The sequence below is a fragment of the Saccharopolyspora endophytica genome (assembly GCF_018070075.1).
Classification (GTDB): Bacteria; Actinomycetota; Actinomycetes; order Mycobacteriales; family Pseudonocardiaceae; genus Saccharopolyspora; species Saccharopolyspora endophytica.
In genome coordinates this window covers 524,113-540,885 of record NZ_JAGPXE010000002.1, presented here as the reverse complement: position 1 = coordinate 540,885, position 16,773 = coordinate 524,113, and the positions used below count along the sequence as shown (strand labels likewise).

Genomic DNA, 16,773 nt, shown 5'->3' with positions numbered 1-16,773 from the left:
GCACCCGTCCCACGCGACGGGACGCGAACAAGTAGCCTTTGACCAGGCAAGACACCCAGCGGGACGGCTGGGACGGGTGTGCGGACACCCGTCCCAGCCGTCCCAAACCAGGCCTCATATCGACTTCACGAGCCTCCGGACGGCAGCCTGTCCCACGAGAGCTCTTTCAGCTTCCGTGCTTGGCGGATTCGACCTCGTCGTCCTCGGTAGCGAGAGCTGGTAACTCACCCTGGCTTCGCAGGAGCTTCGCGACGCCCTCCAACACGCCAGCCACCTGGCCCAGGTCAATTTCATCCATACGTCCGGCAGCGACCTCGTACGCAACGTCGTCGAGCAGCCATTGAGTCTTCCGCAGCAGGACCGCAAGCGCGGCGACCTCGCTGGTCACTGGCTCACTCCCGCCTCGACCAACACATGGGCTTCGCGGTTGCACTCCGCACAAGTGGGCCACAGCCATGCGAGCTCGGTTCCCCGAGCGACGGTCACGGAACGCCGGCACAGCGCAGTGATGCTCTCCCCCACCGCATATGCGCCAGCGAGGCGGATGTCCGCCGTGGCATGGCGACCGCCGTCCGAAGGCACCCAGCGAAACGGATGCATCCCTGACACCTCCAAGATCCCCAGCTCGAACACAGTGCGCAGGGACCGGAGCCCGAGGGGTCGGTCACGTCCGGCCCCGGTCCCTGCCTTCGAACCCGGCGACGCGCGAAAGCGCGGAGAGCACGCCGCCAGGCCGAGGCGTGATCGCGAGTAGCCATCCCGATCACACTGAAATAAGCTTGTCTGCTGAGCGATATAAGCGCCATGCCAGGAACACGACACAAGGACGACTTGGGGACCACCCGCGCGTGGACGGGAGGGAAGACCGTGCGGCCACCTCGCACATTGCTCGAGCAGAAGATCCGAGAGCGACGCCAGACGCTAGAGGAGTTCGCTGAATCAGCAGAGCGGTTCGCCCGCGATCATGGCGAGGCAGGCACGCTCGGTGTGCGCCACCTGCAGCGTCTCGTCTCCGGTCGAGGACCCAACGGGCGGCCACTCGGCCCCGTTCGGCCGGCCACAGCCCGGCTCCTCGAGAAGATGCTCGACGCGAATATCGAAGAACTGCTTTCGCCGGTGACGAGCCCGGCCACGACCGACGAACCAGCAAACGAGCTACGCCAGATGCTGCACACCTCGCGGCAGGTCGACGACCAGGTGCTCAACCTCCTGCGTGAGCAGCTCGCAACGATCCGTCGCCTCGATCGTCAGCTCGGCGCAGTCATGGCCCACGAGGAGGCTTGCCTGAAAGCCGCGCAGGTCAGCGCGCTCCTCACCCACAGCCTTCCCGGCTCCGTCCGCGAACAACTCGCCGCCTTGCTGTCCGAGCTGCACACCCTCGCGGGCTGGCAAGCCCTCGATCTCGGCAAGACCAACAGCTCGTGGCAGCACTACGAACAGGCCAAGCGAGCCGCCCGCGAGTCCAGCCTCGAGTCATACGAAATCCACACCGCAGCTGAGCAGGCATTCGTGCTGCTCGACATCGGCGAAACCAAAGCCGCGACACAACTCCTCGAAGCAGCGCGCAACCGGAGCAAAGCAGGATCGCCACCGGTGTTGAACTCGTGGCTCGCAGCAGCTCACGGGGAAGCACTCGCCGCCGACAACCAACCTGCCAACAGCCTCCGAGCCTTCGACACCGCTTCGAAGCTGCTGCCAGCCGACAGCATCAACCTGGACGGCCCCTACGTAGCGCTCGACTCCGTACACCTGGGACGCTGGCGAGGCCACGCCCTCGCCCGATTCGGAGCCCCTGAGGCGATCGAGACACTGACGTCAGCACTGGACGAGCTCGACCCGACCTTCGTCCGAGCCGAGACCTCGTTGCGGATCGACCTGGCGAAAGCCTTGGCTTCGACCGACAACCCCGAAGCAGCCAAGCCTCAAGTCGACAGGGCCTCGTCCCTAGCCAAAAACATCGGTTCCATTCGCCAGCAACGCCGCATCGCGGAATTGGCAAGCGCATGACCGGCCAACCCGGCGATGCCGACGTCCAGAACGACTCGATTCGTTCCGGCTTCCGATCTGGAACCCACGACGAACAAGCCCTGCTTGCCCGCACCCCACTGCGCCGCCTCGCTGCCCCGGAGGACATCGCCGCCGCAATCGGCTTCCTGATCTCACCGGCGGCATTCTTTACCTGCGTGCTGCTTCCGATCGACGGCGAATTGATGATCGACGGCACCTTCGACCAACCCCAGTGCACGGAGCCTGCACCATGACCACCACTTTGCGCTGTTTCGCTATCTGGCCAACCGTGGTTTGCTCGCCGGTCAGGCTGGCAAAACTCAGCGTCACCGAACCTCTCCGCGCGTGCGGGCACATCTGTCATGGCCAGTCGCGAACCGGCTGAGTCTGCACGGTGGTAGCCGCACGGGCGCGCGGTTCACTCCTGCCGTGCGCTCCTTGAGCGCGAGGCCCGTCTCCAGTGCGAATCGATGTGCGTCCGCATATGGACTTCCTCGCCGCGGATCTCTCGCGCGCCCCACCTGCCCAGCGAGTAACCGGCACCACCCCAAGCCGGTCAGGCTGACGGCGACGTTCGCTTCCACGCCACCGATCCCGACGCGCCTCCCCATGAGGATATGCACCCTCCGGTTATCAGGCCCATCGTCTCGCCGAGGGTGAGGAAATTAGCGACGGCAGCCGTCATTCGGCTCCACCCCCATACTCGACGAACCGCCAACCCCACGCCTCGACCCATGGGGTCGATGGCGCGCGGCGAGGCGGTCCGCTGCGCCAGCGTCTGTTACTAGCTCCCTATGACTGAACCTTTCCTGCTCACCAGTCGTGGACGGTGCCGTCGAGCAGGCGGTTCACCGGGAGGTAGGCGGCCGTGTACGGGTGGCGCCCGGCGAGTTCTTCGTCGAGTTCCACGCCGAGGCCGGGATTGTCGCCGGGGTAAAGGAAGCCGCGGTTGAACGTGTACGAGGTGCGGAAGGTCTCGAGCGTGAGGTCGCTGTGCGGCATGTACTCCTGGATGCCGAAGTTGTGGATCGCCAGGTCGATGTGCAGTGCGGCTGCCATGCCGATCGGCGAGACGTCGGTCGGACCGTGCAGGCCCGAGCGGATTCCGTAGATGTCGGCGAAGTCGAGGAGCTTCTTCATGGCCGTGATGCCGCCGGTGTGCGTGGGTGCCGAACGCACGTAGTCGATGAGTCGCTCGGTGATGAGCGTCTGGTAGTCGTAGACGGAGTTGAAGACTTCACCGGTGGCCAGTGGTGTGGTGCTGTGCTGCCGGATGAGCCGGAACGCTTCCTGATCCTCACCTGGCGTCGCGTCCTCGAGCCAGAGCAGGTCGTAGGGTTCGAGGGACTTCGCGAGGCGTGCGGCCTCGATCGGGGACATGCGGTGGTGACCATCGTGGAGCAGACGCAGCTCGGGACCGAACTCCTCCCGCACCTTCTCGAAGATCGACGGAACGTGCCGCAGGTATGCGGGCGTGTCCCAGTCCTCCTCCACGGGGCGGGTGGCGGCGCTGCCGTCGGCGGCCCGATGCGCAGGTTCGTAGTCGTACTTCTCTCCGGGCTTGGCTGTCGCGGAAACGCCGTACACGGAGTCGAGTCCGGGGACACCGGTCTGGATGCGAACTGCGGTGTAGCCCTCGTCCACGTAGCCGCGGATTGCCTGTGACAGGGCCGCGTAGTCGTTGCCGGAGGCGTGGGCGTAGACGCGGAGTTTGTCCCGGCTGGCACCGCCGAGCAGCTGGTAGAGCGGAATGCCCAGCTTCTTCGCCTTGATGTCCCACAGCGCCATGTCGACCGCGGCGATCGCGGCCATCGTCACGGGCCCGCGGCGCCAGTACGCGCCGCGGTAGAGGTACTGCCAGGTGTCCTCTATGCGGTCTTCGTCCCGGCCGATGAGGGTGCTGGCGACGTGGTCCCGCAGGTACGAAGCGGCGGCGAGCTCGCGTCCGTTGAGCGTGGCGTCTCCCCACCCGACGACGCCGTCGGAGGTGACGATCTTGAGGGTGACGAAGTTGCGTCCGGGGCTGGCGATGATGACATCAGCGGTCGAGATGCTCACTGTGGTGGCTTTCCTTGTGTGGTGCGTGGTCGCGGGACGAGTGGTGGGTGAGGCGAGAACGCTGTCCGGGGCCGCGCCTCGGGTGGGGGTGTGTTGCAGGCCCCCACCCGTGGCGGTGAATGGGAATTCAGATCGCGTTGCGCGGGTCCTTGAGGTCTCGCCCGGCGACCTCGGGCATGAGCAACGTCCCGATGAGCGGGCAGATCGTGAAGATCCCCAGCATGATCGCGATCGGGATCCACGACCCGGTCGCCGCGGCGACCCAGGCGGCCACGACGACGGGGCCGATCCCAGTGGCGACCATGGCTGCGATCTCGCGGACGACTCCGGTGGCGGCGTAGCGGTGGCGGGAGCCGAAGAGTTCGGGCAGCGTGAGGTTCTCGAGCGAGGCCAGGGCCATGACCGACACGTTGTGCATGACGATGTAGCCGAGGAACAGCTGCGGCACCTGTGCACCTGCGATCGCCATCATGGTCGGCACGATGAGCACCAGCGAGATGACGCTCATGACCTGATACATGCGGCGACGCCCGAACCTGTCGCCGAGCGCACCGACGAGCGGCACCGTGAGGAACGCGCACAGGGAAGAGACGATCACGACGCTGGTCCCCACCGAGGCGGACATCGCCAGCGTCACGGTGATGAACGAGACCATGTAGGTCTGAAGGATGCCCGAGTTGCCCGCCTGCCCGAAGCGCAGGAGGAACGCCGGCACCATGGCGCGCCACTTGTTCTGCTCGAGCGCTTCGAGCATCGGAGCGTCGCTTTCCTGCTCCGCCTTCGCCCGGATCTGCTCGGTCGTGAGCGCCACGCCGTCGTTGACGTGGGAGCTCTCCTCGAACACCGGGCTCTCCTTGAGCCGGTAGCGGACCCACACGGCGAACAGCAGGATCACGGCGCTGCCGAGGAACGGGATGCGCCATCCCCAGGCGAGGAGCTGTTCCTCGGAGAGCACGGCGACGAGGATGCCCCAGATCGCCGAGGCGCCGAGCGTGCCGCAGTTCGTGCCGAGGGCCACGAGCGAGGCGATGATGCCGCGGCGGTTGGTCGGAGCGTACTCGGCGAGCATGACGCCGGCCCCGGAGATCTCCGCTCCGGCTCCGAAGCCCTGCACGAGGCGGAGCACCGCGAGGAGGATCGGGGCGAAGATGCCGATCGTGTGGGCCGTGGGCAGGGCCCCGATGAGCGTCGTGGCACCACCCATGAGGGCGATCGTGATGAACAGGACCTTGGTGCGGCCCACCCGGTCCCCGAGACGTCCGAAGTACCAGGCACCAACGGGACGGGCCAGATAACCCACTGCGTAGGTGGCCATCGCGGACACGACCGCGAGTGCTGGGCTCTCCCCGACGAAGAAGAGCTGGCTGAACACCAGCCCAGCCGCCAGCGAGTACAGCTGGAAGTCCATGAACTCGAGCGCGGTGCCGAGCCATCCCGACATCGCCGCGCGCACGAGGTCGCTGGTTTTGCGCTGGGCCGGAACGGCTTTCGTGCTGGTCGTCTCGGGTGGCTGCGGTGAAGTGGACATCATTGTTCCTTCATCGGTGGTGGCAGCGTCGTTGGCGCCGTCAATCGGGGAAGAGGGCAGATTCAGAACTCGATGAGGACTTTGCCGGAGGCTGCAGAGTCCTTCGCGGTCGCGAACGCCTCGACCGCCTTGGTCGCGGGGAGAATGTGCGTGACGACACCGGCGATCGACGAGTTGGCGGCGAGCATGTCGACCGCCGCGTCGATTTCGGTGGAGAAGCGGAACGTGCCGCGCAGCTGCACTTCCTTCGACACCAGCGGGGCGAGGTTCACGCCGATCGCCGTGTCGGCGAGCATCCCCACCTGCACGACGACGCCAGCGCGGTTCACCGAGGTGATCGCCTGGGTCAGCGACACCGGTGCGGCCGAGCACTCGAACACGACGGGGTACGCGGTCGCCGGGACGTCGTCGGTCCCGATGAGCAACGTCTCGTGCGCGCCGAGCGCGCGGGCACGTTCGAGAGCGGATTCCTGGATGTCGCCGACGGCAACGTGGTCGACGCCGCGGGCGACAAGTGCCGCGACGACGAGGAGACCGACGGGACCGGCACCGAGGACGAGAACGCGGTCACCCAGCTCGTCGCCGGCGATCGTGAGCGCGTGCAGCGCCACCCCGAGGGGTTCGGCCAGCGCCGCGTCCTTCAGGGGCAGTCCGTCGGGGAGTCCGCGGAGCATCTGCTTCTCGACGAGCACGCAGTCGGCTGCAGCACCCTGGCGGTGGGGCAGGTTCGCGGCGCTGCCGAGGTAGTCACCACCCGGCCACAGGTGGGGGCGGTCCGCGATGCCCTCCACCGGGGTTCCGTAGCGCGCTGGGTGCACGGTCACCGATGTGCCGGCTGCCCACTCACCGCTCGGGTCCGCCTCGACAGTCGCGGAGAACTCATGGCCCGGAGTGAAGGGCTCGCGCACGAGGTTCTCCCCGTTCCTCCCGTCGAAGTAGTAGTGCAGGTCCGAGCCGCAGATGCCCACGTAACGCACGCGCAGCAGCACCTCGCCCTCCCCAGGTTCGGGGACGGCGACGTCCTCGAGGCGCATGTCCCCGGCACCGTGGATGAACAGGGCTTTCATCAGCGATTAGCTCCTGGTGGCTAGCGGGCGGAGGCAACGTTCTGCGGACTTCGCGCGATCCAGGCGATCCGATGCCGCATACGTCGATGTACGCCGACCGTTCATCGGCATTTCCTGTCTGAACCCCGAGGCTAAGCCAGGCATGAAAGACACTGCAAGGGTGTTGACAATCTTTGTACAACTATTTCAGGGTGATGCGTGCAGCCATGCTCCCCCCGTTCCGACACGGGACCTCGATCAGCAAGGAACCTCGATGAAGCACGCGTTTGACCTGTCCGGCAAGGTCGCCGCCGTCAGCGGCAGCACCAGGGGTATCGGCCGCTCCATCGCCCTCGGCCTGGCCGAAGCCGGAGCGGACGTCGCTCTGCTGCAGCGCTCCCTCAGCGACACCACGCTGCAGGAGGAGATCCGTCAGCTCGGACGCAAGTGCGAGATCATCGAGTGCGACGTCGAGAACCGCCAGCAGGTCAGGAACGCAGTCCCCGAAACGATCTCCCGACTCGGAGGCCTGCACATCGTGGTCCCCTGCGCCGGGATCCAACACCGCAGCCCCTCGGTCGACTTCCCCGAAGAGGACTGGGATCGCGTCATGCAGGTCAACCTCAAAAGCGTCTGGCTCTTGTGCCAGCAAGCTGGCCGCCACATGGTCGAGCAGGGCTACGGCAAGATCATCACCATCGGATCGGTGGCGTCGTTCCAGGGCGGGTTCACCGTTCCCGCCTACGCTGCCGCCAAGGGCGGAATCGCGCAGTTGACCAAGGCGCTGGCCAACGAATGGGCCGCCCACAACGTCAACGTCAACGCACTGGTCCCCGGTTACATCGACACCGACATGAACACCGCGCTGGTCAGCGACCCGACACGCAGCGTCCAGATCTCAGAGCGCATCCCCGCGGCGCGGTGGGGCACACCGGACGACTTCAAGGGACCCGCCGTGTTCCTCGCATCGGACGCCGCGGCATACGTCCACGGACATCTGCTGGCGGTCGACGGTGGTTGGCTCGGCCGCTGATACCCGAAACCTGAGTGGCCACCGCATGATCTCACCAGGCCCTGTGGGCACCACCGGGCCAACCCCGGCAACCCGGACCGCACCGTCATCCCCGCGCAGGCTGATCCCCACCTGATCGATCTCTGCAGCGGCTGCGGTGCTCGCCATCGCGGACAGCCCCCACCCCCACAGCCTCTTGTACAACCTTGCACAATGGCTCTGACGCCAATGCCGCGACGAAGGAGCGCTCGTGCCTGCCACCCTCACCGATGTCGCTGCGCGCGCCGAGGTCTCGCTTGCCACGGCCTCCCGGGCGTTCAACGATCCGGATCGACTGGCGCCCGCCACACGCCAACGCGTGCTGGCCGCCGCCGCCGAGCTGGGCTACGAGACTCCCCTGGGCCCAGCCACCAGAACCATCGGCGTCGTCGTTCCCGACATGGCGAACGCGGTCTTCGCCTCGCTGCTCAGGTCCATACACGACCAAGCGTGGCACGGCCGACACCAGCTGATGGCCACCAACACCAACGAGGATCCCTCCCGCGAACGTGAGGCGCTCGATCGCCTAGCCGGTTCCACGAACGGCGTCATCCTGTGCTCCCCTCGCTTGCCCGTCGATCAACTCGACGAGATCGCGACCCGGACACCCATGGTGGTCGTCAACGGGATGCTCGAGAAGGCGCCTTGCGTCCTGATCGGCGCGAACGACGGCATCCGCCAAGCCGTCGAGCACCTGCGCGCACTCGGCCACCAGCACCTGGCCTACGTCCCCGGCCCGGCCAGTTCATGGGCTGACCGGAATCGTCAGGACGCGCTGTCGGAGCACTGCGCCGCCGAGGGCCTCCAGCTCACCGTCGTTGGCAACCAGGCCGCCTCAGTGTCTGGAGGCCTGGCGGCAGCCGCGTCCGTGGTGGCCAGCGGGGCCACCGCGGTCGTCGCCTACAACGACCTGGTAGCCCTCGGCGTACGAGCAGGCGCGCAGGGCCTCGGCCGGCGCTGCCCCCAGCACCTCAGCGTCATCGGTATCGACGACCTGGACGTCTCCGCCGTGTCCGACCCCGGCCTCACGTCCGTCCACGTAGGAATCGCCGAAGGCGGCACCCTCGCGGTGGACCTGCTACTCGAGCAGATCGACGGCGGTGCGCGGCACGACGACACCGTTCACATGGGCTCGCAACTGATCGTGCGCGGCTCAACCGGCGTCCCAGAACCAGCCCACGCCAACTCACCGGCCGGGTGACGGCACCAGCCAGCAGAGACCCCCGCACCCATCAGTCGTCACCGATCGAAGGCCGGAGCAACACCGGGCACGTGCAGACAGCACCTCACTGCCCTCCCCGGCACGCCAGTCTCAGTCGGGCACTCGCCGACGATCTGCGGTGGCTCCGGGACGGTGACCGGACCCCTCGACCTCTAGCTGGCACCCCTCCCTGGGGTTTGGCCTACCGCCAAGATCGCAGCGATCACGCGGCAACTTCATCCTGCGCTGTGCGCTGATTCACACACTTGCCGGAACCGCCGATCACTCACCTGGCGCTAGCCTCTCGTTAAGTGAACTTAGTTAGGTTAAGTTCGCGAGCGATGGGAGAGTCGAATGCACATCACGATCGACGAGGACAAATGCTGCGGCGCGGGCCAGTGCGTGCTGGTCGCGCCCGAGGTCTTCGACCAGCGCGACGACGACGGGGTCGTGGTCCTGCTCGACGCCGATCCGGGTGAGGAGCAGAACGCGGCAACCCGCGAGGCGGCGGCCGTGTGCCCGGCGACGGCGATCTCCGTGCAGGAAGAAGTCACCGCATGACCGGCTGCCCGGATCTCAAGGCCGGCGTGATCGGGCTGGGCATGATCGGCGGCGGCGTCGCCGTCAGCCTGGCCCGCCGCGGCCGCGTCCCGGCCGTCTACGACCTTCGCCCGGACGCCGCCGACGAACTCAGCGGCGTGCCGGCACCACTGGCCTCGCCCGCCGACGTGGCTCGCGCCAGTGACGTCGTGCTGGTGGCGGTCGTCGACGCCGATCAGGCGCGCACCGTGCTCGCGGGACCCGACGGCGTGCTCCGGGGCGCGCGGCCGGGGCTGGTCGTGGTGCTGCTGTGCACCGTCGCAGTGCCGGTGGTGCACGAACTGGCCGGACTCTGCGCCGAACACGAGGTCGCGCTGCTGGACTGCGGGGTCACTCCCGGCGGGAACGCCGCGCAGAACGGGATGGTGGCGATCCTCGGAGGCGACGAGCCGACGGTGGAGCGCGCCCGTCCGGTGCTGGCGGACTTCAGCAAGGAGATCGTCCACTGCGGTCCGCTCGGCGCCGGGATGGCAACCAAGATCGCCCGCAACGTGATCACCTACGGAACCTGGCGCGCGGTGCACGAGGCCGCGGAGCTAGCGGCCTCGGCAGGGGTCGATCCGGCGAAGGTGATCAGCGTGGTTGAGGCCGCCGACCCGGAGGGCAGCACCCTGTTCACCTGGCAGCGCATGCGCCTTACCGCCGAGCAGAGCACCAGCGCCATCGTGCCGCAGGTGCGGCAACTGCTCGACAAGGACCTCGCAGCGGCGCAGGAACTCGCCGCGCACCGATCCGTCCCGGTTCCGCTGGTCGACGCCACCCGGGCGCACGCCGACGAAACGATCGCCGTTCCGCAGCGAGGTGAACGCGATGTCCGGTGACACCGAACTCGGCATGTCCATGCTGGACCAGGTCTACGGTCCGGGTTTCAGCGAGAACCTTCCCGCCGACCGCAGCCCGATGCTGGAGAAGACGGTCGACCACCTCTTCGGCGAGATCTGGTCGCGCCCGGCGCTTTCCGTGCGGGACCGGCGCCTGCTGGTCATCGGCGCCACAGCGGCGCTGGGCCGCGCCGACCTGATCCAGATCCAGGCCCAGGGCGCGCTCGCCAACGACGAATTCACCGCCGAGGAACTGCGCGAAGCCGTGCTGCACCTGCACTACTACGTCGGCTGGGGCAACGGAACCCAGGTCAACAACGGAGTCGAAGCCGCGCTGCGCTTACACGAAACGAAGGAGCAGAAATGACAGACCTGCCCGAGATGCCCACGGCCCGCCAACGGCTGCTGGACCCGCCGCTGGAGTACGACCAGCTGCGCGAGGATCAGCCCATCGTCCGCGTTCGCTTCCCCAGCGGCAGAGACGGCTGGCTGGTCACCCGCTTCGAGGAAGGCAGCCAGGTCTTCTCCGACCCGCGGATGAGCGCTTTCCGGCCGCGCCACGACATCCCCGCCGAGGAAGGCACCGACGCCGACGACGCCTCTGAAGGCATCAACCCGACCTTCGTGATGATGGACGAACCTGACCACGGCGCCTACCGGCGCCTGCTCTCGGGCCGCTTCACCCCCAAGTACATCCAGCGCAACCTGCAGCCCTACATCGACCGGATCGTCACCGAGCACCTCGACGAGATCGAACGAGCTGGCGCGAACGAGCCAGTGGACCTCATCGAACACCTCGCACTGCCGATCCCGTGCCTGGTGATCTGCGAGATCCTGGGTGTGCCCTACGCCGACCGGGACGGCTTCCATTACGCCACCGAGGTGATGATGGACGTCAGCAAATCCCGCGACGAACGCGCCGCAGGCGGCAAGTGGCTCATTGACTACATCACCGGGCTCATCGCTACCAAGCGCGCCGACCCGAACGCAGAGGGTCTGCTCGCCGATCTGATCCGCACCAGCCAGCAAGAGGACTCGTTCCTTTCCGATGAAGACCTCATCGGCATCGGGGTTCTGCTGCTGTTCGCCGGGCACGACACGACCATGGCCATGATCGGCCTGTCCTCGCTCACCCTGCTCACTCACCCCGAGCAACGGCAGTTCGTGCAGGACAACCCCGACAAAATCGGGCCCGCCGTGGAGGAGCTGCTGCGCTACCTCACCATCGTGCAGTTCGGGCTCGGCCGCACGGCCAAGGAGGATCTGGAGATCGGCGGTCAGCAGATCGCCAAGGGGGACCTGGTAGTCGTGGCAATGCCCGCGGCGAATCGCGACCCGCGTGCCTTCGACGATCCGGATACGCCGGACTTCGAGCGAAAGATGAGCCGGCATTTGGCCTTCGGCTACGGCGTGCACCAGTGCCTGGGGCAGAACGTGGCCCGCGCCGAGCTCAAGACCATTCTGCCGCAGCTGTTCACCCGGTTCCCCGGCCTGCGGCTGACCACTCCCGTCGACGAAGTGGAGATGGACACCCACGGCACCAACTACGGCGTCCGCAAGATGCTGGTGACCTGGTAGCGCCTCCGATACCCCGGCCCGGACTCGTCCTCGGCGGACAGGGGCCGGGGTAACCCGCTCGAACACCATCAACGGCTTATCGTGAGCAGGTCACGACGACGAGCATGGATGGTGGAACGTGACTGCAGACGGTGTCGGCAGGAAACGCAGCCGACGAGGTCAGGGGGACCGGCTCCGCACCGAGGTACTCGACGCCGTCAACCGCTTGCTCAGCGAATGGGGAAGCGACGAGAAGCTCACCATGCGCGCCGTGGCCAAGGAGGTCGGCGTCGCCGCACCAAGCATCTACCTGCACTTCTCCGACAAGGCAGAACTGGTCTGGGCAGCGCTGACCGACAAGTACCAGCAGCTCGCGGAGGTCATGGACCGCGCAGACCGGGACGCCACCGACGGCGGCCCCCGCGAACGACTGCGCGCCCAAGTGCACGCCTACTGCCGGTTCGCCCAGGAGAATCCGGGCCACTACCGGCTCATGTACGAGGTACGGCAGCCGACGGTGGAACCAGACCGCATGGGACAGCACCCGTCCCGGCTCGTCTCACGAGGCATCCGTCGCGCCCTCGCCCGCTGCGCCGAGCAGGGCTACCCGCTCGCCCTGCCGCTGCACCAGGCCGCGCACACCCTCTGGACCGGCCTGCACGGGCTGGTCTCCATCCAGCACAGCCTCGCCATCGACGCCCCGCCACCCCTGGTGACAAGCCTGGCCGACGGCCTGCTCGACGTCCTGGTCGGCACCGAACTGACCAGCGGCCGAACAACGCCAGCCACCAACGAAGTCGACCGCCTCATCGCCGAAACCGCCCTCGACGACACCGAATCCTGCTAGTCGATCCGCAAGTCAGGAGTGGTGTCGATCGCCCGGCCGGCAAGACCGGGCAATCGACACCTCTCACGCCAGGAGCGCCTCAGCCGGCCTCCGCATCAGTGCGTGGCGGCGCGGAGGGTAAATCCGCCGTCGACGGGGAGCACGACACCGGTGATGAACGCCGAGTCGTCGGAGGCGAGGAACAGCGCCGCGTTGGCGACGTCCCAGCTGTCACCCTGGTGCCCCATCGGGACCATCGCAGCCCGTTTCGCGGCGACCTCGTCCCGCTCGGCTCCACTGGCCCTGGCAACCGAGTCCACGCCCATCGGGGTGTCCATCATGCCGGGAGCCACGCAGTTGATCCGCACGCCGTGGGGTGCGTACTCCAAAGCGAGGCTGCGGGTCATGGCGTGCACCGCAGCTTTCGACGTGGTGTAGGCGATCGCCTCTCCCCCGGCCAGCAGCCCGGCCATCGAGGAGATGTTGACCACCGAGCCCCGTCCGCGTTCCCGCATGTGCGGCAGGAGGTACTTGCAGGTCAGCCACATCCCGGTGAGGTTGACCTCGAATCCCTGCCGCCACTTCTCCGCAGGCAGGGATTCGGTCGGTCCGGCTGGCACGATGCCCACGTTGTTGTGCAGCACGTCGACCGCGCCGAAGGCCTCCAGCGCTGCGTCGCGGATGCCTTCGCACTCGGATTCCACTGTGATGTCGGCCTTGTGGGCCACCGCGACACCGCCCTCCCCGGTCACCAAGTCCGCGGTCTCCTGCGCGGAATCGACGTCGCGGTCCACGACCAGCACCTTCGCGCCCTGCTGAGCGAAGGTCAGCGCGACCGCGCGACCGTTGCCGGTAGTCGCGCCCGGGGTCTGCCCACCACCGACCACCACCGCGGTCCGTCCCTCGAGCTTGCCCGTCATCGCTCGCCCCTCCACGCTCACCAGGTCACCGGCAGTTCTTCGAGACCGTAGGTCAGGGCCTTGTTGTGGAAGCGCAGCTCGCTCTCCTCGACGGCCAGCCGCAAGTCCGGGATGCGCTGGAACAACCGCGGCCAGGCGACCTGCATCTCGACGCGGGAGAGGTTCTGCCCCAGGCACTGGTGCACTCCGAAGCCGAAGCCGATGTGCTTGCGCTCAACACGGGTGATGTCCAGCTGCTCGGCCTCGATGAAGACCTCCGGGTCGCGGTTGGCAGCCGGCAGGTTGCAGATGATGCCCTCGCCGGCGCGGATGAGCACACCGCCGACCTCGGTGTCCTGCACACAGACCCGACGCGGCTCGGTCTGCACCATGCTCCAGTAGCGCATCATCTCCTCGACGCAGCTCGGCGCGTACTTGGCCGGGTCCGACAGCAGGATCTCGCGCTGGCCGGGCTCGCGGATCAACGCCAGGATGCCCAGCCCGATCATGTTCGCGGTGGTCTCGTGCCCAGCGCCGATGACCAGCACGCCCAGACCCACGGCCTCCTGGAAGGTCAGCTCGCCGCGCTCGTCGACGTGGGTGTTGACCAGCCGCGACAGCAGACCGTTGTCCGGCTCGGAGCGCTTGCGCTGCATGTGCTCGCCGATGGTGGCGAACATGGCCTCGTGCGCGGCGTGCTTCTCCTCCTGCGGCAGTTCGAGCTGCACGAGCTTCTTCGAGGACTCGTGCACCGCGTGCCGCTCCTCGTAGGGCACACCGAGCACCTCGCAGATCACCACGGTCGGCAGCGCCAGCGCGAAGTGCTCGATGAGGTCCACCGGGCGCGGCATGGTCAGCAGATCGTCGATGAGCTTGTCGGTGAGCTCGGCCATGCGCGGGCGCAGTGCCTCGGAGCGCTTGGCGGTGAAGTCGGGGTTGAGAATCCGGCGCACCGGGAGGTGTTCGTCGCCGTCCTTGCGGAAGAAGATCCCGCCCTCGACGAACGGCTGTGCGTCACTGGTGTTGGGGAATCCCGGCAGGGTCACATCGGCGGCGAAGCGGTCGGTGGCCGAGAGCACCTGCCGGATCTGGTCGTGGCGGGTGATCAGCCAGGGAGTGCTGCCGTTCCAGATCTGCACCCGGTGCGGCGCACCGCTGTCGCGGAATTCAACGGCCTTCTCGGGAGGGGCGAAGGGGCAGCCGCGGTGGAGCGGGAAGTCAGGAGCCGAGACGTGTTCTTGCGCTGTCGTCATGTCGATTCTCCGTTTCACGGTGGGAAACGTGTTCAGGCTTCGAGTGCGGTGTCCCAGGCGGTTCGGTCGGCGACGAGCTTCCGCAGCGCGCGCAGCGGGCGGACCATGTCCACGCCCAACGCCGCGGTGACCCGGCCGTCGCGGCCGAACAGCGCGGTGAACCGCCGCTCAGCGAGACTGCCGTCGATCACCTGCATCCGATCCGCGCCCCGCGTGCGACCGTAGATCTGGATCTTGTGCTCGTACTGGTCGGACCACACGTACGGCACGCTGGTGAACGCCGATGGCCGATCGGCCAGGATGTTGCGGGCCACCGCCATTCCCTGCTCGGCGGCGTTGGTGCGGTGCTCGATGCGCAAGCGCTCACCGCTGACGGGATCCGGCCACGAGGCGACGTCGCCGGCCGCCCAGACACCGCCACCGGCGTGCAGCGTCTCGTCGCACTCGACACCGTTGCCGACGGGCACACCGCTGCCGGCGAGCCATTCGACGTTGGGCAGGGTCCCGATGCCGACGATGACCGCGTCGGCATCGATGGTGCGGCCGTCGGCCAACTCGATACCGGTGGCCCGGCCGCCGTCGTGGCACACGCGCGTAACCATCGAGTCGCCGATCACCCGGACCCCGCGCTCACGGTGCAGGTCGGTGAGCATCCCACCGACCTCCTCGCCCACGGCGTCGACCAGCGGCAGCGGACGGTCGGTCACCATCGTGACCTCGCAGCCCATCAAGCGGGCCACCGCGGCGGCTTCGGCACCGATGAAGCCGCCACCGACGATCACCAGCTGCCCGCGATCGTCGAGCGATCGGCGCAGTGCCAGCGCGTCATCCAGCGTCCGCAGCAGGTGGACGCCTTCGACGCCGTCGACTCCGGGCACGGTGCGCGCCCGAACTCCGGTGGTCGCCACGAGCGCGTCATAACCGAGGCGGCCGCCGTCGGCGAGCAGCACTTCCCGTCCTCGCGCGTCCAGCTTCTCGGCAGGCGAGCCGAGCACCGTGCGCACGCCGAGATCGTCGAACGCCTCCGGAGCGCGCAGGGCCAGGCGCTCTGGCTCCCACTCCCCGGCCAGCAGCTGCTTGGACAGCGGCGGCCGGTCGTAGGGCAGATGCGGTTCGTCGCCGACGAGGGTCAGCTCGCCCTGAAAGCCGCCGCGCCGCAGTGCTTCCACCGCGGACAGACCGGCAGCCGAAGCGCCGACCACCACGATCCGATCAAACCCCGTCGTCATTCGCGCACCAGGATGGCAGCGGCCGGGCAGATGGCGGCGGCTTCGCGGACGTTGTCGTACTGCTCGGCAGACGGTGCGGCGTCCAGCAGGACCACCACCCCGTCCTCATCACGCTGGTCGAACACCTCCGGCGCAGCCAGCACGCACTGACCGGCTCCACAGCACTTGTCTACTTCGAGGGTGATCTCCACGGCCAACTCCGCTCTCACGAATAGATAAGTGAACAGTCGTTAATATACACTTGTTTACCGATAGCGAGCGAACATGACCCCCACCACACCGGAGGTTCGAATGAGCACCGACCGCGATGAAGGACTCGAACTGCTGCGCGAGATGCTTCCCGAGATGCTCGACGGCCAGACCGGCGGCGAACTCCAGGTGGACGGCTTCGCCGGCGAATTGGCCGAGCTGAGCCTGCAGAGCGTCTTCGGCGCGCTCTGGACCCGCCCCGGACTGGACCGGCGCAGCCGCAGCCTGGTCACACTGGGCATCCTGATCGCCCTGCGCGCGAACGAAGAACTCGCCTTCCACTTCCCCATCGCCCTGCGCAACGGGCTCACCCGCGCCGAACTCGAGGAAGTCGTCTACCACGCCACCGCCTACGCCGGATTCCCCGCAGCATCCGCGGCACGCCTGGTCGCGATCCAGTCCCTCGGCGACGGCACAACCCCCGACCAGGGCCGAACACCGTAACCAG

General features: G+C 67.5%; 19 protein-coding genes. 10 read left to right on the top strand and 9 right to left on the bottom strand.

What is annotated here, in order from left to right; translation table 11 throughout:
* Positions 1-166: 166 nt before the first annotated feature.
* Positions 167-388 carry a hypothetical protein gene (locus KBO27_RS06570; protein WP_210969035.1) on the bottom strand — a complete coding sequence of 74 codons (222 nt, stop codon included), beginning with the start codon at positions 386-388 and terminating at the stop codon, positions 167-169.
* Positions 385-600, bottom strand: a complete 216-nt coding sequence (locus tag KBO27_RS06565) for an HC3 family zinc finger protein (protein WP_210969034.1) — start codon at positions 598-600, stop codon at positions 385-387. Before KBO27_RS06565 ends, KBO27_RS06570 begins: the two co-directional genes overlap by 4 nt.
* A 285-nt stretch (positions 601-885) precedes the next feature.
* Between KBO27_RS06565 and KBO27_RS06560 the strand changes: the two genes are divergently transcribed.
* Both KBO27_RS06560 and KBO27_RS06555 read left to right on the top strand, forming a co-directional pair.
* Positions 886-2,007, top strand: a complete 1,122-nt coding sequence (locus KBO27_RS06560) for an NsdA family TPR-like regulatory protein (RefSeq protein ID WP_210969033.1) — start codon at positions 886-888, stop codon at positions 2,005-2,007.
* Positions 2,004-2,261, top strand: a complete 258-nt coding sequence (locus KBO27_RS06555; RefSeq protein WP_210969032.1) for a hypothetical protein — start codon at positions 2,004-2,006, stop codon at positions 2,259-2,261. The genes KBO27_RS06560 and KBO27_RS06555 overlap by 4 nt, the downstream gene beginning before the upstream one ends.
* Before the next feature lie 559 nt (positions 2,262-2,820).
* Here KBO27_RS06555 and manD read toward each other — a convergent pair.
* From manD to KBO27_RS06540, 3 genes are all read right to left on the bottom strand, one after another.
* The gene (gene manD, locus KBO27_RS06550) at positions 2,821-4,065 is read right to left on the bottom strand and encodes a D-mannonate dehydratase ManD (RefSeq protein ID WP_210969031.1); all 1,245 of its coding nucleotides are present in this window, start codon (positions 4,063-4,065) and stop codon (positions 2,821-2,823) included.
* Positions 4,066-4,192: 127 nt separating this feature from the next.
* Positions 4,193-5,593, bottom strand: coding sequence for an MFS transporter (locus KBO27_RS06545; protein WP_210969030.1), 1,401 nt, complete (start codon positions 5,591-5,593; stop codon positions 4,193-4,195).
* Between the two features lie 62 nt (positions 5,594-5,655).
* Positions 5,656-6,660, bottom strand: coding sequence for an L-idonate 5-dehydrogenase (locus KBO27_RS06540; RefSeq protein WP_210969029.1), 1,005 nt, complete (start codon positions 6,658-6,660; stop codon positions 5,656-5,658).
* 253 nt (positions 6,661-6,913) lie between these two features.
* Here KBO27_RS06540 and KBO27_RS06535 point away from each other — a divergent pair, with 253 nt between their 5' ends.
* From KBO27_RS06535 to KBO27_RS06505, 7 genes are all read left to right on the top strand, one after another.
* A complete protein-coding gene (locus KBO27_RS06535; RefSeq protein ID WP_210969028.1) occupies positions 6,914-7,672 on the top strand; it encodes an SDR family oxidoreductase in 759 nt (252 codons plus the stop codon).
* A 229-nt stretch (positions 7,673-7,901) separates the two neighbouring features.
* Positions 7,902-8,891 carry a LacI family DNA-binding transcriptional regulator gene (locus KBO27_RS06530; protein WP_210969027.1) on the top strand — a complete coding sequence of 330 codons (990 nt, stop codon included), beginning with the start codon at positions 7,902-7,904 and terminating at the stop codon, positions 8,889-8,891.
* Between the two features lie 354 nt (positions 8,892-9,245).
* Positions 9,246-9,452, top strand: coding sequence for a ferredoxin (locus KBO27_RS06525; protein WP_210969026.1), 207 nt, complete (start codon positions 9,246-9,248; stop codon positions 9,450-9,452).
* Positions 9,449-10,312, top strand: coding sequence for an NAD(P)-dependent oxidoreductase (locus tag KBO27_RS06520; RefSeq protein WP_210969025.1), 864 nt, complete (start codon positions 9,449-9,451; stop codon positions 10,310-10,312). Before KBO27_RS06525 ends, KBO27_RS06520 begins: the two co-directional genes overlap by 4 nt.
* Entirely contained in the window at positions 10,302-10,679 is a 378-nt protein-coding gene (locus tag KBO27_RS06515; protein ID WP_246536359.1) for a carboxymuconolactone decarboxylase family protein, read from the top strand. Before KBO27_RS06520 ends, KBO27_RS06515 begins: the two co-directional genes overlap by 11 nt.
* Complete coding sequence (locus tag KBO27_RS06510; protein WP_210969024.1) at positions 10,676-11,890, top strand: cytochrome P450; 1,215 nt, start codon at positions 10,676-10,678, stop codon at positions 11,888-11,890. Before KBO27_RS06515 ends, KBO27_RS06510 begins: the two co-directional genes overlap by 4 nt.
* 118 nt (positions 11,891-12,008) lie before the next feature.
* Positions 12,009-12,716, top strand: coding sequence for a TetR/AcrR family transcriptional regulator (locus KBO27_RS06505; RefSeq protein WP_210969023.1), 708 nt, complete (start codon positions 12,009-12,011; stop codon positions 12,714-12,716).
* A 95-nt stretch (positions 12,717-12,811) separates the two neighbouring features.
* Here the strand turns inward: KBO27_RS06505 and KBO27_RS06500 are convergent, their stop codons facing one another.
* From KBO27_RS06500 to KBO27_RS06485, 4 genes are read right to left on the bottom strand one after another with little or no spacing between them, the layout of a single operon-like run.
* Positions 12,812-13,615, bottom strand: coding sequence for an SDR family NAD(P)-dependent oxidoreductase (locus KBO27_RS06500; RefSeq protein WP_210969022.1), 804 nt, complete (start codon positions 13,613-13,615; stop codon positions 12,812-12,814).
* A gap of 17 nt (positions 13,616-13,632) precedes the next feature.
* Positions 13,633-14,847, bottom strand: coding sequence for a cytochrome P450 (locus KBO27_RS06495; RefSeq protein ID WP_210969021.1), 1,215 nt, complete (start codon positions 14,845-14,847; stop codon positions 13,633-13,635).
* A gap of 32 nt (positions 14,848-14,879) precedes the next feature.
* Positions 14,880-16,076 (bottom strand): NAD(P)/FAD-dependent oxidoreductase, encoded by a 1,197-nt coding sequence (locus KBO27_RS06490; RefSeq protein WP_246536358.1) that lies wholly within the window; start codon positions 16,074-16,076, stop codon positions 14,880-14,882.
* Complete coding sequence (locus KBO27_RS06485) at positions 16,073-16,267, bottom strand: ferredoxin (RefSeq protein WP_210969256.1); 195 nt, start codon at positions 16,265-16,267, stop codon at positions 16,073-16,075. The genes KBO27_RS06490 and KBO27_RS06485 overlap by 4 nt, the downstream gene beginning before the upstream one ends.
* Positions 16,268-16,367: 100 nt before the next feature.
* Here KBO27_RS06485 and KBO27_RS06480 point away from each other — a divergent pair, with 100 nt between their 5' ends.
* Complete coding sequence (locus KBO27_RS06480; protein WP_210969020.1) at positions 16,368-16,769, top strand: carboxymuconolactone decarboxylase family protein; 402 nt, start codon at positions 16,368-16,370, stop codon at positions 16,767-16,769.
* Positions 16,770-16,773 lie beyond the last annotated feature (4 nt).

Excerpts from the sequence above, each read along its gene's own strand:
- KBO27_RS06565 (WP_210969034.1), bottom strand. The coding sequence starts at position 600 with ATGCATCCGTTTCGCTGGGTGCCTTCGGACGGCGGTCGCCATGCCACG.
- KBO27_RS06555 (WP_210969032.1), top strand. The coding sequence starts at position 2,004 with ATGACCGGCCAACCCGGCGATGCCGACGTCCAGAACGACTCGATTCGT.
- KBO27_RS06545 (WP_210969030.1), bottom strand. The coding sequence starts at position 5,593 with ATGTCCACTTCACCGCAGCCACCCGAGACGACCAGCACGAAAGCCGTT.
- KBO27_RS06540 (WP_210969029.1), bottom strand. The coding sequence starts at position 6,660 with ATGAAAGCCCTGTTCATCCACGGTGCCGGGGACATGCGCCTCGAGGAC.
- KBO27_RS06535 (WP_210969028.1), top strand. The coding sequence starts at position 6,914 with ATGAAGCACGCGTTTGACCTGTCCGGCAAGGTCGCCGCCGTCAGCGGC.
- KBO27_RS06525 (WP_210969026.1), top strand. The coding sequence starts at position 9,246 with ATGCACATCACGATCGACGAGGACAAATGCTGCGGCGCGGGCCAGTGC.
- KBO27_RS06520 (WP_210969025.1), top strand. The coding sequence starts at position 9,449 with ATGACCGGCTGCCCGGATCTCAAGGCCGGCGTGATCGGGCTGGGCATG.
- KBO27_RS06515 (WP_246536359.1), top strand. The coding sequence starts at position 10,302 with ATGTCCGGTGACACCGAACTCGGCATGTCCATGCTGGACCAGGTCTAC.
- KBO27_RS06510 (WP_210969024.1), top strand. The coding sequence starts at position 10,676 with ATGACAGACCTGCCCGAGATGCCCACGGCCCGCCAACGGCTGCTGGAC.
- KBO27_RS06500 (WP_210969022.1), bottom strand. The coding sequence starts at position 13,615 with ATGACGGGCAAGCTCGAGGGACGGACCGCGGTGGTGGTCGGTGGTGGG.
- KBO27_RS06495 (WP_210969021.1), bottom strand. The coding sequence starts at position 14,847 with ATGACGACAGCGCAAGAACACGTCTCGGCTCCTGACTTCCCGCTCCAC.
- KBO27_RS06490 (WP_246536358.1), bottom strand. The coding sequence starts at position 16,076 with ATGACGACGGGGTTTGATCGGATCGTGGTGGTCGGCGCTTCGGCTGCC.
- KBO27_RS06480 (WP_210969020.1), top strand. The coding sequence starts at position 16,368 with ATGAGCACCGACCGCGATGAAGGACTCGAACTGCTGCGCGAGATGCTT.